Annotated in this window: 15 protein-coding genes; 1 reads left to right on the forward strand and 14 read right to left on the reverse strand. The window is 54.0% G+C overall.

Annotated elements, in window-relative coordinates:
• Position 1 precedes the first annotated feature (1 nt).
• From ACO2Q8_RS05010 to ACO2Q8_RS05055, 10 genes are all read right to left on the reverse strand, one after another.
• Positions 2-1,687 carry a TlpA family protein disulfide reductase gene (locus tag ACO2Q8_RS05010; RefSeq protein WP_423343684.1) on the reverse strand — a complete coding sequence of 562 codons (1,686 nt, stop codon included), beginning with the start codon at positions 1,685-1,687 and terminating at the stop codon, positions 2-4.
• Between the two features lie 81 nt (positions 1,688-1,768).
• Positions 1,769-2,266 carry an NADH-quinone oxidoreductase subunit C gene (locus tag ACO2Q8_RS05015; RefSeq protein ID WP_423343685.1) on the reverse strand — a complete coding sequence of 166 codons (498 nt, stop codon included), beginning with the start codon at positions 2,264-2,266 and terminating at the stop codon, positions 1,769-1,771.
• Between the two features lie 9 nt (positions 2,267-2,275).
• Positions 2,276-2,623 carry a hypothetical protein gene (locus ACO2Q8_RS05020; protein WP_423343686.1) on the reverse strand — a complete coding sequence of 116 codons (348 nt, stop codon included), beginning with the start codon at positions 2,621-2,623 and terminating at the stop codon, positions 2,276-2,278.
• 69 nt (positions 2,624-2,692) lie between these two features.
• On the reverse strand, positions 2,693-3,265 hold the full coding sequence (nuoB, locus tag ACO2Q8_RS05025) for an NADH-quinone oxidoreductase subunit NuoB (RefSeq protein WP_423343687.1): 573 nt from the start codon (positions 3,263-3,265) through the stop codon (positions 2,693-2,695).
• Between the two features lie 93 nt (positions 3,266-3,358).
• Complete coding sequence (locus ACO2Q8_RS05030) at positions 3,359-3,841, reverse strand: NADH-quinone oxidoreductase subunit A (protein ID WP_423343688.1); 483 nt, start codon at positions 3,839-3,841, stop codon at positions 3,359-3,361.
• Between the two features lie 142 nt (positions 3,842-3,983).
• Entirely contained in the window at positions 3,984-4,610 is a 627-nt protein-coding gene (locus ACO2Q8_RS05035; RefSeq protein WP_423343689.1) for a sterol desaturase family protein, read from the reverse strand.
• 114 nt (positions 4,611-4,724) lie between these two features.
• Positions 4,725-6,056, reverse strand: coding sequence for an NAD(P)/FAD-dependent oxidoreductase (locus tag ACO2Q8_RS05040; RefSeq protein WP_423343690.1), 1,332 nt, complete (start codon positions 6,054-6,056; stop codon positions 4,725-4,727).
• 150 nt (positions 6,057-6,206) lie between these two features.
• Complete coding sequence (locus ACO2Q8_RS05045) at positions 6,207-7,130, reverse strand: bifunctional metallophosphatase/5'-nucleotidase (RefSeq protein ID WP_423343691.1); 924 nt, start codon at positions 7,128-7,130, stop codon at positions 6,207-6,209.
• Complete coding sequence (locus ACO2Q8_RS05050) at positions 7,108-7,872, reverse strand: 5'-nucleotidase C-terminal domain-containing protein (protein WP_423343692.1); 765 nt, start codon at positions 7,870-7,872, stop codon at positions 7,108-7,110. The genes ACO2Q8_RS05045 and ACO2Q8_RS05050 overlap by 23 nt, the downstream gene beginning before the upstream one ends.
• A 149-nt stretch (positions 7,873-8,021) precedes the next feature.
• Positions 8,022-9,689: a M1 family metallopeptidase gene (locus tag ACO2Q8_RS05055; protein WP_423343693.1), complete on the reverse strand. Its 1,668-nt coding sequence runs from the start codon at positions 9,687-9,689 to the stop codon at positions 8,022-8,024.
• Between the two features lie 129 nt (positions 9,690-9,818).
• Here ACO2Q8_RS05055 and ACO2Q8_RS05060 point away from each other — a divergent pair, with 129 nt between their 5' ends.
• Positions 9,819-10,448: a DUF3267 domain-containing protein gene (locus ACO2Q8_RS05060; protein WP_423343694.1), complete on the forward strand. Its 630-nt coding sequence runs from the start codon at positions 9,819-9,821 to the stop codon at positions 10,446-10,448.
• A gap of 86 nt (positions 10,449-10,534) precedes the next feature.
• Here the strand turns inward: ACO2Q8_RS05060 and ACO2Q8_RS05065 are convergent, their stop codons facing one another.
• The 4 genes from ACO2Q8_RS05065 to ACO2Q8_RS05080 all read right to left on the reverse strand — a co-directional run bounded on the left by ACO2Q8_RS05065 (position 10,535) and on the right by ACO2Q8_RS05080 (position 14,925).
• Positions 10,535-11,119, reverse strand: a complete 585-nt coding sequence (locus tag ACO2Q8_RS05065) for a Uma2 family endonuclease (RefSeq protein ID WP_423343695.1) — start codon at positions 11,117-11,119, stop codon at positions 10,535-10,537.
• A gap of 160 nt (positions 11,120-11,279) precedes the next feature.
• On the reverse strand, positions 11,280-12,596 hold the full coding sequence (ahcY, locus tag ACO2Q8_RS05070) for an adenosylhomocysteinase (protein ID WP_423343696.1): 1,317 nt from the start codon (positions 12,594-12,596) through the stop codon (positions 11,280-11,282).
• Between the two features lie 173 nt (positions 12,597-12,769).
• Positions 12,770-13,987, reverse strand: coding sequence for a pyridoxal phosphate-dependent aminotransferase (locus ACO2Q8_RS05075; protein WP_423343697.1), 1,218 nt, complete (start codon positions 13,985-13,987; stop codon positions 12,770-12,772).
• 137 nt (positions 13,988-14,124) lie between these two features.
• Entirely contained in the window at positions 14,125-14,925 is an 801-nt protein-coding gene (locus ACO2Q8_RS05080; RefSeq protein ID WP_423343708.1) for an amidohydrolase, read from the reverse strand.
• Positions 14,926-15,088 lie beyond the last annotated feature (163 nt).

Below are 15,088 nucleotides of genomic sequence, written 5' to 3' on the forward strand. Positions count from 1 at the left end.
ACTAGAGTCGCTCGCGAATGAGTTTCAACACCTCATCCGGGTTTGAAGGCAAAGCGGCATTCCGTTTGATAAATTTACCGTCGCGCCCGAGCAAACCGGCCGCCGGGATGCCCTCGGCCCGCAGCGAACCGATTAGGCTGCCCAACTGATCGCCATCGACATAGACATGCAGGCCTTTGGGTTTATTTTTGGCCACCCATTCCCGCCAATGTGTTACTGATGTTTCGTTGCTGCACACATACGCAAACAACACGTCTCGGCTCCCCAGCCGCTCCTGCAAAGCCCGGGCGGCCAGCACTTCCTGCCGCGAGGGTTCCACGTCGGTTGACCAGGCCAGCAGATAGATCAACCGCCCCTGTGCCTGATCCCGAAGCTGCTGAAAGAGCTCCCGACCATCCCCGTCGTAGCGAAGCAGGCGCACATCCGGCAACACTTCCACCACCTCATTGACCCGTTTGTCGCTGAATTTTTGGGCCACCTCCCGCACTGTTGCGCTGTCTTTCACTTCCAGCCGATACAGCTCTTCAAGCGAAAGCTGGTAGCGCCGGTCGCCCACCTGCGGACTGATGTGCTGATACAGCAGCTTCTGGTTGTTTAGTTCAATATTCGGAAGGTTGACGGCCAGAAAATGGGCTTTCAGGTAGTCCATCCCCGTGCTGTCAACACTCTTCCGGTATTGTGCCATCGTCGTCTCGTACGTCAGCAGCCGCGACAGCGTATCCTCATGCCGTTCCAGAATCCGCTGGAGCATCGACAAATCACGACTCTGGCCGCTCCTGGCCGTTTTCAGTTCCTGAATCCGACTCCGTTCCGTGGCCGACAGATCGGTAACGTACCGGTCCACCAGGGTCGCAAACGTCCCGATCGGAACGCCACGACTGGAACCCGGCGGGGTCTGCTGGATCACCCGGGACCCGGCATATTCCGCAAACCGCGCCATCGCCGTCGTTCGCTGAATGGTCAGAAATAGATCGTCGGCCGGTCGCAAAATCCCGCGCGGCAGGCTCGATTCGAGCCGCGTATCCTCTTCCGCCAACGCCTTGTCGTACAGAAACGCCGATACTTCGTAACGGATCACGGAGTTGATGTATTGATCGAGCAGCGGCAACACCTCGTTGGTTTCGCGGTATTTCTCGTAAGTCGAAATAAACTCGTTTGTCAGAATCTTCCGGTTATCTTCCGCCGACCGACCGATGAGCCGCCGGGAAAGCTGCCGGTTGTCGATTTTAGGGCGGTTTTTAAACTCAAAAGCCTTATAACGAGTCAGTTGATTGTTCACCTGCGCGTTGGTGCCACTGAACCGAAACGGGGCTTCCGACAGGAACAGCGAATCGGCGTCGAGCGCAATCTCAATCGTGCCGGCCGAAGCCAGAAAAGCCGTCGAAACCTGCCCGAAATTGAAATAGAGTTCTTCGTAGGGATACACCAATGGCACCGTTACCCGAAACGAACCGTCGGGTTCGAGCGGAGCCGGGCGGGCCATTTCGCGGCTGGCCTGCAAAATGTTGTTGCGGGAAATGGTTACATTCGGGCTCTGGCGGTAGAGTTGGAGGGTCAGGTTTTTGATCCGTCCGCGAACCGTCACCGAGTCGGTTTTCAACTGGCTGAAAGCTTCCGGAACTTGTCCGAAAAAAACCGTCAGGAGAAGCGTAAAAACAGGAACTAGTGTATGGCGAAGGGTTGACATGAAAGCAAGGGCTCGTTCAATCCGAAAAGAATACAAGTTAAACGGCCCGATTCATTCTACCAAACGGTTTTTACTTCCTGCTCATTTCACCTGAATCCCGTGGTAGGTTTCCAGATCCTGGTAATCTTTCCGCAACGGGTGTCCCTGCCAGTCGGTTGGTAACAAAATCCGGCGCAAATCCGGATGACCTTCAAACCGGATACCGACCAGATCATAGATCTCGCGCTCATGCCAGTCGGCGGTTCGCCAGACGTGATTTACGGTCGGCACCATCGGCAGCGGCTCGCTATCGGCATTGCGCGGCACCACCACCTTTAGCATTAGATCGTGTTCGTACGGAATGGAGGTGAGGTTGTACACGACCTCCATCGTGCCAGCCTGCGGACCGTTGTCGATGCCGGTCATGCAAGCCAGAAAATCGAAGAAAAGCCGGTCGTCGTCGCGCAAAAACTGGCAAACATTCGGTAAAAGCGCCGTCGGAACGACAAAAGAAGGCTGCGGATTGCCCGAGTTAGATTGCTGAACAGCGTCAGCGCCAAATTGGGCAACCAGCAGCTCGGTGATTTCGGAAAACGTCATGTCCGCAAGTTAGCGAATCGAGACAATCGTAATCTCGTCTGCTTCAAATTTAGAACCCCAGCCGCACTGAACGGTCTTTTTCAGGCCCGTAAATTTATAAATGATGTCCCCCTGTTTCTGGGTCTCTTTTCCCAGAAAGCTATCGATCAGACTGACCGATTCGGCATCGGGCGCGTAGCGAACGACCTTGTTCGGATCGTTCCAGTTCAAGACAACGTGCTGTTCGCAACCGTCATAGGCCAGGCCGTTGGCGTATAGCATCACATCATCGCGGAGCTCAGGCCCCTTCGGATCGTCGCTTTCCCGGCACATTGCCAGACCAAGGACGGTCATCAGGAATATCAGGGTCGTTTTCATATATTTTGCTTTTTCCACACTACCCACCAGACCCGTTGGGCCATGCAGCGGTTGGAACAGGCCCCAAATTTAAAGCGTTTCAGTCGTCTCAGCTTCAACCGGCTTCGTCTCTTCGGCGGCTTCCAGCGCCAGCAGAGCCGTTGGCGCGGGTTCTTCCGTCAGCCGGGCATTCCGGATTTTTTCCTGGAGCTTCAGAAAACCGCCGATGAGCGCTTCCGGGCGCGGGGGACAACCCGGCACGTACACATCGACGGGAATGATCCGATCGACGCCTTTGACCACGTGGTAGCCATGCTGCCAGTACGGCCCTCCGCAATTGGAGCAGGAGCCCATCGAAATCACGTACCGTGGTTCGGGCATCTGCTCGTAGAGCCGCCGGATGCGGTCGGCCATTTTGAAGGTAACCGTTCCGGAAACAATCATCACATCGGACTGCCGGGGCGAGGGGCGCGGAAAAATTCCGAACCGCTCCAGATCGTAGCCTGACGCAAAGGTCTGCATCATCTCGATGGCGCAGCAGGCCAGCCCGAAGCCCATCGGCCACAGCGACGACAGCCGCGCCCAGTTCAGCAGGTCTTCGGCGGTGGTCAGCAACACACCCCCCTCGCCGGATTTAAATCGTTGATCGAGTAATCCACTCATTATTGATTTCGCCCCCAACCCCCTGAAGGCCGGGCGGCCGGTGCCGGGCTTTAGCAAACTAATTGTAGAAGCCCGGCACCGGCCGCCCGGCCTTCAGGGGGTTGGGGGTATTTTTTTATATTTCTGATTAACTTTTTCGTACAGTGAGGCTGGTACGGCGGTTTTAACTTCCGGGAGTTTCGGTTCCGGTTTCACCCAGTCGAGATAGCCTTTGGCCCAGGCGTAGGCCAGACCCAGCGCCAGGAGCGCCACAAAAATGAGCATCTCCGTCAGCGATAGCCAGCCCCACAGGCCGTACGTCTCTTCAATCAACAGTTTTTGCCCGAAAACCGTTGCCCACGGAAACAAAAAGACCAGTTCGACCTCGAACAACACGAAGATGATGGCCACAACGTAAAACCGCACATTGAACTGCACGTTGGCATTCCCGACCGGTTCTTCGCCCGACTCGTACGTCGTCAGCTTTTCAAGATTTGGGCGGTTGGGCCGGAGCAATCCTCCCACAAACAAAACCAGCCCAACGAACGCCAGGCCGGTGATGATGAACAATAAGATGATGCCGAAGTCGGATAGCATTTCTGAACTTGATTGTCTTGAACTGGGATTACACGGATTAAAAGATTATCGGACCGCCGACGCGGCTGGGATGGCTACCGCAATCTTTCTTTTTGATCTTAGTTAATCCATGAATCCGTGTAATCCAGGTTCAAGACGGTTTTTATTTCATATACGTCCCAAACACATAATCCCAAACCGGGGAGGAGACGCCATAATTCTTGTCGTGGCTTTTATAGTGGTGAACCGAGTGATTGATCCAGAGCCATTTAAAAAAGTTTTTCGGGGGCGAATACGCATGTACAATGAAGTGCACGAACAGATAGCCCGAATAACCCACTAAAAAACCGGGAAAAAAGGCGTACGAGGCTTCACCCAACAACAGGAAAATAACGCCAAACAAAGCCGCCCCGACAAAGATAGCCGCAGCCGGAGGCATCGCTAGCCGGGTTTTGTCTTTCGGGTATTCATGATGAATGCCATGAAACGTATACTGAATCTTCGCTTTCGTCGGCGTATCGGTCTCCATGTGGAAAACACCCCGGTGAACGGCGTACTCGACCAGGGTAAATACGGTAATTCCGGCAAAAAACAGGAAGGCAATCCAGGCTGCCGACATGTCGGTGTAGGCAAACGCGTACCAGCCGAAGAATGTAGAAGTTACCAGATAAATCGTGATGGGTACGGAAATGTGGGTACGTGACAATCGCTCCAGAATCGGGTTCTCGAACAACGGTTTGGTGCCACTATTTTTGGGTCTGATTTTGGTTTTGGTTATCGTCTCTTCCATAGGGATATGTGATTAAAAACCGCCGAAACGCTGGAGGACGCTCCGACGGGGGTGTGATTATAGTATGCAAAGGTATACTTCATTTTCAGAACTAGTCAACCTGTTTGACTGAATCTATTTCGTGACCAACTGATCCTCAACTTTCTGTTTAATCGCTTCCAGATTTCCTTTTGGCAGTTTGGGCTTGATAATCAGCCGCAGCGACTGATCGTCACTCAGGTAGTTCCAGGCCCAGTTGACCAGAATCAGGAGTCGGTTTTTGACGCCGACGATCGCCATCAGGTGAACAAACAGCCAGACCAGCCAGGCAAAAGCCCCCTGAAAACTCCAGAACGGCAGATCGACCACGGCCTTGCCACGTCCGATGGTCGCCATCGTTCCCAGATCCTTATACGTAAACGCCTGCAACGCCAGCCCTTTTACCAGCCGGATGAGATTGCCAGCCAAATGTTTACCCTGCTGAATGGCCGGTTGCGCAATCTGCGGGTGACCGTTCGGGTACTTTTCCTCGGTCATCAGGGCGATATCGCCAATGGCAAAAACATCCGTAAAGCCCTGCACCTGGCTAAACCGGTTGACCAGCAACCGATTGCCTCGCCCAACCGCTTCGGCTGGCAAGCCATTGAGCGGATTGGCCCGAACACCGGCGGCCCACACCAGATTATTCGTCCGGATCGTGGAGCCATCGGCCATGTAAACCGTCCGGCCGTCGAAGTCCTGAACCCGGGTGTTCAACCGGACAATAACCCCGAGCTTTTCAAGGTATTCCTGGGATTTAACCTGCGATTCCTGTGACATCGGTCCCAGCAGCTCCGCGCCGGATTCGATCAGGTAAATTTTCATCATCCGGAAATCCAGCTCGGGATAGTCGCTTGGCAGTACGGTTTTCCGCATTTCGGCAAACGTTCCGCATAACTCGACACCCGTTGGCCCTCCGCCCACTACGACCACATTCAAAAAACCCTCTTTTTCGTCCACACTATCGACCGAGAGCGCATCTTCAAAGTTCTGAAGCACCCGGTTTCGGAGCGTAATGGCCTCGGAAACAGACTTCATCGGCAAAGCCCGCTCGATGATGTTCTTCATGCCGAAAAAATTAGTATCGGCTCCGGTGGCTACCACCAGGTAATCGTATTCGATCGGTCCGAGATCGGTATCGACCGTTTTGGTATCGGTATGAACCGCCGTAACGGTTGTCACGCGGATGTGAATGTTTTTGCAGTTCTGGAAAACCGCCCGCAGCGGAAATAGAATGGAACTGGCTTCCAGCCCGGAAGTCGCCACCTGATAGTAGAGCGGCTGAAACTCGTGGAAGTTATTTTTATTGATCAGAACGACTTGAAACTCCTTCCGGCTCGCGAGTTTGCGGGCCAGTTTCAACCCGCCGAACCCTGCCCCCACAATCACTACGCGCTTTCGGTCCGTACGTGGAATATTTGGGTTCATATTCTATCGAGTTATGTCCTCTGTCAGCATAACTCGATTCGATTCCGTAAGGTTTCACACGTGTTCCCGAAAACGGCTGATTTTGGCCCGACCCTCCCTTTTTTATCCAACAACCGGAAAAACCGGGGGCTAAACCGCCCGAAGGTCTCGCTACGACTTGACTTCCACAGCCCGGCCTTCGGCGAGAACAGGCGCTTTCCCCGGCTCGAATAACAGATCAATACGACCCAGGTAAATCCCGGCAAAACCGACCTGGTTGATCAAAACCGGCAAGCCGTCCTGGTTGATTACGTTGACGGGCGCTTCCAGAAACGTGTGCGTATGGCCTCCGATAATCAGGTCAATGTTTTTACTTTTGGCCGCCAGCACGCGGTCCGAAACCGTCGTGTCGTTGTACTGATAGCCCAGGTGCGACAGACAGATGACATAATCGCATTTTTTCTCCTTTCGCAGGGTTGCCGCCACGGCATTGGCGATTTCTACCGGTTCCCGATACACGGTTTCCCGATACAACTCCTTCGGAATCAACCCTTCTGGCTGAATGCCAAGGCCAAAAACACCAATCCGCAAACCGTCTTTTTTAAAAATCCGATACGGTTCGGTCCGGCCGTTCATGGCGGTATTTTTGAAATCGTAATTGGCAATCAGAAACGGGAAACCGGCTTTGCCAAACTGCGTCACCATGTTGTCCATCCCGCCGTCGAAATCGTGGTTACCGATGGTGCTGGCGTCGTAGCGCATCCGGTTCATGGCCAGAATTTCAGGCTCGCCTTTGTACAGATTGAAATACGGCGTTCCCTGAAACAGATCGCCCGCGTCGAACAGCAGCACATTTGGCTGCTCTTTCCGGATTTGCTCGATCAGCGCGGCCCGGCGAACAATCCCACCCCGACCGGCGTTCCGGCTACCGTCCATCGGGAACGGGTCCAGCCGACTGTGCACATCGTTGGTGTGCAGAATGGTCAGGCTGATGGCTTTCGGTTTGGCCCAGACATCCGGCGTGAGACTGCCCACGACGGCGGCTGTTCCGAAAAATTTCAAAAACTGGCGTCTATTGGATTGCAATGCGTCCATCGGTCGTAGGGGTTATGGGTTGGCCGGCTTTGCCGAGTTGGCGGAAGTAGTCAATAAACACATCCCGGATCGTGACGGCATAGTCTTTTCGGGCCACGGCGTCTTTCAGAAAAGCCGTGCCTCCGCCCCGGTTGGCAATGTAGTCGCTGACCAAAACCGTGTAATTTTGGTTCGGATCGAAGGTTTTTCCGTTCGTAAACGTGATTGAACTAAGGACATTGTCTTTGATCACCACGCGCACTCCGCTCACGACCAGCGCGTTCTCATCGGCCTGACTGCCAATAAAATACTCCAGAAACTGCCGCAGCATCGACCCTTTCAGCGTCAGCAATGTCAACTGATTATCGAAGGGCATGACTTCGTAAATGTTGCCGATTCGGATCGGCCCCTGGGGTAAACCGGTCCGGATGCCACCGTAGTTTAGGTGTGCGCAATCGACGGTCTGGCCCAGCTTCTGATTGCCGTATTGCAACATGGCGTCGGTCAACAGGTTGTTCAGGGCACATTCCGGTTTTGCCTTGTCCAGTCGCACGGTCGAGACCGCCAGCACTTCGTTCATGGTCTGGTCGAGCCGCTGTCGGTAGGGTTGCAGAAACCGGGTCATGTCGCTATCGGCCGGAGCCGCCAGCGAATCGACCTGGATGCGGCTATACGTCTGGTTAGTCAGGTGGTAACCCGGTTTTTGACAGGCTGCGATCAGCAGCGTCAGAACCGGGATGAAAAGTGTTTTGATGAAGCGCATGCGGGGGTTTGTGGCGTTTAACGTTTGAGGTTTAACGTTTAAAGTTTAACGCTTAGGGTTCAGGATCTCTCCTAACTACTGCACTGTCAACTCATTCCAGAAAGACCTTAAACGTTAAACGTCAAACCTTAAACGATTCAATTAACTTCTCACTCCTGAGCCTTTAAGTTGTTTGGGTCGAGGTGTTTGGCTCCGAAGTATTGCAATTCATATCCAAAATTCAGCCAGCCGTTCGATCGCCGGATCAGCGTGGTCTGCCACTCGCGGGTGGTGTACAGCGTGTGCCAGGGGCCGTACGCAAACCGGTATTTCAGCGGCATGTTAAACCCGTAGGCATCGGCAATCCAGCGGTGCTGGACCTCGATGAAATCGCCTTTTTCGGTCACCCGGTATTCCACTACAGGCGGGGCCGCATGGTTTAGAAACTGGTTGAAAATCGGGCGCAGATCCTTGTCGGTTTCCCGGCACAGAATGTCGATGATCTGCTTAGTCGTCACGATGGAGTGTTTCCGTTCCTGCGCCACTTTCCGCAGCGCCATGAACCAGATGTTGTCGTCGTCGACCACGCAGCGCAACGAATGCAGCAGCCAGGCCCCTTTGTAGTAGATGTCGGTGTCTTTGTGCTGGTAATTAACGCCCTTGGGGCCCATCATCGGGTACTTGTTTTTGATGAGCGGTTTTTGGCTCATCAGGTACTTAATGGCCTGCGGGGGGCCGTGCGTGTTTTCGACGTAAATTGACTCCATGTAAGTCGCAAAGGCTTCATGAATCCACATTTCGGCGGGATCAGACACACTCAGGCTGTTGCCGAAATACTCGTGGGCAGCTTCGTGGATGATGATAAAATCGAAGCCAAAGGTATTGTTCTGGTACTTGTTGCCGTACGCAATGGCACTCTGGTGTTCCATGCCCCAGTACGGCGTTTCGACCAGCGCAAAACCGTCGCGCCAGAACGGATAATGCCCGAAATACCACTCATAACAATCCAGCATCCCGATCACCTGCTCGAAATGCGCCTTGGCCTTTTCCTCGTTGTAACGCAGAACGTGGTAGTTCAAGTCCAGATACTGGTAATCGCGGCTCCGGTATTGCTCCTGAATAAAGACGTAATCGCCCAAATTAAAGGTCACGTTGTAAGTATTGATCGGGTACGAAACCGCCCAGACATACTCGGTCTGGTTGTTGCCCACCTCGCGCTCTTCCTGCAACCGCCCGTTCGAAACCGCCTTCAGGCCGCGTGGCACCCGGAACGTCATGCGCATCGACTCAGGTTCGTCGGACAGGTGGTCTTTGCAGGGCCACCACGAGCTGGCGCCCAGTCCCTCGCAGGCCACGCCCACCCAATCCGTGCCGGTGCTGTCTTTGCTCCAGACAAACCCGCCGTCCCAGGGTGCGTTGACCGCTTCGCGGGGTTTGCCGTGGTACGTTACTTTGATCGATTTAACCTCGCCCTCGGCCTGCGTTTCATTCATCGTGACGAAAACCGCATTGCCCTCGCGGGTGAACTTGAGTGCCTGCCCTTCCTGCGTAATGGACTTAATTGCCAGGTTTTCAAACAAATCGACCTGCATCCGTTTGAACGAATTCCGAACCCGGTAGCGGATCGTGTTGCTACCCGCGATGGATTTCGTCTTTGGGTCCACCGTCAGATCCAGATCGTAAAAGACCACATTGTAACACGTTCGTTCGGGAGTCAATGTTCCCCGGAGGGAGTCCTGCCGGGTATACCGTTCGGGTTCAGGAGATTGCTGCGGTTGCTGCGCAAAGATCGGACACACATACCAAAAGGCCGCCAGGACCACTAACCATCGTTTCATGAAGAAAGCTGCAAATTCTTCACAATACTACGAAATTATCACCTGTCTGCCTTACAAGTCAGCTCGCTCTTGCCCAACAAATCGATCCTTCTGCGTATCTTTCAGGTTGACAATAAAGGATATACTCGTATGAACAAACCAACCATTTCCGACTTGCAGGACTCCGGTCGGTATCAACTCATTGAGTCCTTTTCCATCGACGACATGAAAGATTTTTTGCTGCGCGAACTGGGCATAAATTCTTCCCCGAAACCCGCCCGGCTTACCCTTAAAACCCTCCCCTTCACGCTGCTGATGGGCGGTTTGGGAGCCGCCACCGGTTTTTTGCTGGCGAAAAGTGCCATCACGATGCCCTTCTGGCAACTCGCCGGTGGTTTGGTGGGTTTGATTCTGCTGTTACCGATTCACGAAGCGATCCACGCCCTGGTCTTCAAAGCCTTCGGCGCGCCGAATGTCGGCTTTGGCTACTCGCTGAAAAGCCTGATTGTCTACGCCTACGCGCAACGCTTTGTCCTGAGTATGAAGGAAGTTGCACTGGTAGCAGCCATGCCGTTTCTGGTGATTACGACGGCGCTGGTCATCGCCTGGGTCGTCTGGCCGTCGCTGGGTTTGCTGTGGGGCTCAACCCTGGTCTTTCACACCCTGGCCTGCGTGGGCGATTACGTGCTGGTGCGTTATGCCTACAAAAACCGGCACCGGGCGGTTTTCACCTACGATGACCTGACCGAGCGCATGTCATACTTCTACGAACGTACCTAAGTACCCACGGACTTTAGTCCGTGTGAGTAAATATCAACTTCTGGAATTGCAAAGATCACACGGACTAAAGTCCTTGGGTACGTTCGTTACAGCAACTTCGAGAGGTTGAGTTCCAGGCCCGGCAAAACCGCTTCGCCGGTCAAAGGTTCGGTGAAGGCTTTTGTTTCCGGGTCGGCAGCGGGTCGGTAAACAGTGGTCTGTTGCTGAAACGGGTCAATCAGCCAGGCCAGCCGGACGCCGTTTTTGAGGTATTTTTCCATTTTGTCGGGCAGTGAATACCGTTCATCCCGGTCCGACATTAACTCAATCACAAAATCCGGACAAATGCGGGCGAACTTATCCCGGTCTTCTTCCGGTACGGCCTGCCAGCGTTCGTTGCTAATCCAGGCTACATCCGGTGCCCGAACCGACGAATCCGGCAACGTAAAACCGCCGTTCGAATCGGTCACCTTGCCCAGCTTTGTAGCGCGATTCCAAATTCCAATTTCAATGACAAGATCAGCATTTTTTATGCTGGTATTGGTTCCGGTAGGCATCTGAAAATAGATTTGACCGTCTTCAGCCCGTTCGATGCGTAACTCCGGATTTGCCTTGCAGAATGCGTAGAACTCGTCTTCGGTGAAACGGCCATCTCCGGCAGTGAAAGGAGGAATGTTTAACGGGAAATACATAAGTCGTTTTTCAGATAGACGCTCAATACTCTTAAAAGTAACGATAAAACACCAAAAAGCGCGGCCCCGTTTCCGGAACCACGCTTTAGTAGAATTAAGAGTTAAGAGTGATGAGTTAAGAGTTGCGCTGCGGTAGCCAACTCTTAACTCATCACTGAAATTAATACCGGTACAGCTCGGATTTGAACGGCCCTTCGGTGGTCACGCCGATGTACTCGGCCTGCTCCTGCTCCAGTTTTTCGAGTTTGGCACCGACGTGCGCCAGGTGCAGGGCCGCCACTTTCTCGTCGAGGTGCTTCGGCAAAATGTACACCTTGTTTTCGTATTTGTCGGCGTTGTTCCACAACTCGATCTGCGCCAGCGTCTGGTTGGAGAACGAACACGACATGACGAACGACGGGTGGCCCATCGCCACGCCCAGGTTCACCAGACGACCTTCGGCCAGGACGATGATTTCCTTTCCGTCGATTTCGTACAGGTCGACTTGTGGTTTGATTTGGCTTTTGGTCGAACCATAGTTTTTGTTCAGCCAGGCCATGTCGATTTCGTTGTCGAAGTGACCGATGTTACACACGACGGCTTTGTCTTTCATGGCCTTGAAGTGACGGTCTTTCACAATATTGATGTTCCCGGTCGCCGTTACGAAGATGTTGGCGCGGGTGGCGGCCTCATCCATCGTGACCACTTCGTAGCCGTCCATGGCGGCCTGCAACGCACAAATTGGGTCAATTTCGGTCACCAGCACGCGGCAACCGGCGCCCCGCAGCGATTCGGCCGAGCCTTTGCCCACGTCGCCATACCCGGCGACAACGGCCACTTTACCGGCCAGCATCAGGTCGGTTCCGCGCCGGATGGCATCCACCAGCGACTCGCGGCAACCGTATTTGTTATCGAATTTCGATTTCGTCACCGAGTCGTTGACGTTGATGGCGGGCAGGTGAAGCGTGCCGTTTTTCATCCGCTCGTACAGCCGGTGAACGCCCGTCGTGGTTTCTTCCGACAAGCCTTTGATGCCCGAAATCAGTTCCGGATACAGATCGAACACCATGTTGGTCAGGTCACCACCGTCGTCCAGAATCATGTTCAAGGGTTGACGATCTTCGCCAAAAAACAGCGTTTGCTCGATGCACCAGTTGAATTCTTCCTCGTTCATACCTTTCCAGGCATACACCGAAATACCGGCTGCGGCAATGGCGGCAGCGGCATGATCCTGCGTCGAGAAGATGTTGCACGACGACCAGGTTACTTCCGCACCCAGTTCCACCAGGGTTTCGATCAGCACGGCGGTTTGAATCGTCATGTGCAGGCAACCGGCAATCCGGGAACCGGCCAGCGGTTTCGACGGCCCGTATTCTTTGCGAAGCGCCATCAAACCCGGCATTTCGGCTTCGGCCAGCCGGATTTCTTTGCGGCCCCACTCGGCCAGTGCGATGTCCTTAACCTTGTAGGGAACGTAGGTGGATGTTTCTGTAGACATAAGAAGTGTAAGTTAATGCTTGAAACTAGAGAGGTTTTCAGTTTACGGTATTCGGTTTACAGTTTTCAGTATCCGGTTTTCGGTAAACACCAACGAATGCAAACTGACTGTATACCGAAAACTGTAAACTTATACTGAAAACCGTAAACTGTAAACCGAATACCATAAACCATTTACTTTAACGTCGCCACGGCGTCTTTGATCCTTTGGACGGCTTCGGTCAGGGCCTCGTCGGAAGCCGCCGTTGAGATGCGCAGGCCGTAGGGCGCACCGAAACCGGAACCGGCTACGGTGGCGACGTAGGCTTTGTTCAGCAACCAAAGCGCAAAATCGTCCGAGTCATTGATCGTCGTTTCACCGTCCGACTTTCCGTAGTAGTAGCTAATATCCGGGAAGGCATAGAAAGCGCCTTCCGGCACGTTCACCTTGAAACCGGGAATTTCTTTGAGCAGTTTCACGACCAGATCCCGGCGCCGTTCGTAGGCTTTTGCCATTTCCTGCGTCGGTTCGGTCGGGCCGTTCAGGGCCGCGATGGTGGCGCGCTGGGCAATCGAGTTGGTCCCCGACGTCACCTGGCCCTGCAATTTTTCAACCCCGTCGGCAATCCATTTGGCGGCTCCGATGTAACCGATCCGCCAGCCGGTCATCGCAAATCCTTTCGCAACGCCGTTGACGGTAATGACCCGGTCTTTGATCGCCGGAATGGAGCCGATGCTGAAGTGGCCTTTCGGCGTAAAATTGATGTGTTCGTAGATTTCGTCGGCCAGCACAAACACGTTTTCGTGCCGCGCCACGACCTCACCAATCGCCCGCAGTTCTTCCTCACTGTAGACAGAACCGGTCGGGTTGTTGGGCGATGCGTACATCACGATCTTCGTGCGGTCGGTAATGGCTTCTTCCAGTTGCTCGGCCGTTACTTTAAAGTCGTTTTCGAAAGCGCCGTTGAGAATCACGGACTTGCCTTCGGCCAGCTTCACCATTTCGGAATAGCTGACCCAATAAGGCGCCAGGATAATCACTTCGTCGCCCGGATTGACCAGCACCTGAATCACGTTCGCCAGCGAGTGTTTGGCTCCCGTTGAAACGACGATGTTTTCCGGTTTCCAGTCGATATTATTCTCCCGTTTAAACTTATCTGCAATGGCTTTCCGCAGATCGGGGTACCCCGCTACGGGCGAATAGCCGTGGTAGCCTTCGTCGATGGCTTGCTTGGCGGCTTCGCAAATGTGTTTCGGCGTTTTAAAATCAGGCTCGCCAACGCTGAGGCTGATCACTTTGTGGCCCTGAGCGGCCAATTCGCGGGCTTTTTTGGTCATCGCCAGGGTCGACGATTCCTCCAGCGCGATGATGCGGTCTGCCAATAAACTGGCAGTTTCTACCGATGCAGACATGGGATCTATGGTGATTAATTCGATTACCGAACCTCGTGGTCCGACCACAAAATTACTAACTATCTCACGATAAGTGTGTATGATTTAAATATTTATACGGAACGCTTGGGAAATTGTGGCAGTCAGACGCCCATCGATCAGGTAAGGATTTGGAATTCATCGGCATCGCGGTCGGCCGGAAACCGCTCCCGGTAAGCGCGTAACTCGTCCAGCGACAGCGTCGTCTGGAAAACCGCTTCGGTCTGGTTTTGCCGGAAAAGAATCTCACCTTTGGGGTCAATTATCGAGGAGTCGCCCGCATACCGATGCCCGTTGCCGTCCTCACCCACCCGGTTGACACCCACGACATAGGCCAGGTTTTCGATGGCGCGGGCCTGCAACAAGGCGTTCCAGGCCGTGCTGCGGGGCGCGGGCCAGTTGGCGACGTACAATAACAAGTCGTAGGCATACGGGCTAAAGCGTGACGACGCCCGGCCCGTAGGTACGTTGCGGCTCCAGACCGGAAACCGCAGGTCGTAACAAATCAGCGGACAGATGTTCCAGCCGCGCCAGGCCTTGACGAGCCGCTTTGTTCCGGCGGTATAGGTGCGGTCTTCCTCCGCCATCCGGAACAAATGCCGTTTGTCGTAGACCTCAAACGAGCCATCGGGTTCCATCCAGATCAGCCGGTTGTAAAACCGCCCCTGTTCCTGCACGATGTAACTGCCCGTCACGACGGCCTGGCTCTGGGCCGCCATCTGTTTGAGCCAGCGGAAGGTCGTCAGGTTCATCGGCTCGGCCAACTGCCGGGCGTTCATCGTAAAACCGGTCGTGAACATTTCCGGCAGCACGATGAGGTCGGTCGGTTCGGGCAGGCTGAAGATTTTCTCCTCCAGCATCGCCCGGTTGGCCGTCGGATCTTCCCAGTGTAAGGCAGTCTGAATGAGCGTGATGTGCAGCATGAAAAGTGTATGCGACTTTGCCCCCAACCCCCTGAAGGGCAGGGCTGTTAAGTTCTTTGCTTTTTTTACATTAGTGCCAAATTTTCTCTGGTATGACGCTCTATGAAGCCTTTGCGGCTCTCCCCGACCCCCGGCGTGCCGAAGGACGACGCATTGAATT

The sequence above is a fragment of the Larkinella sp. VNQ87 genome (assembly GCF_049445795.1).
Lineage (GTDB): Bacteria > Bacteroidota > Bacteroidia > Cytophagales > Spirosomataceae > Larkinella.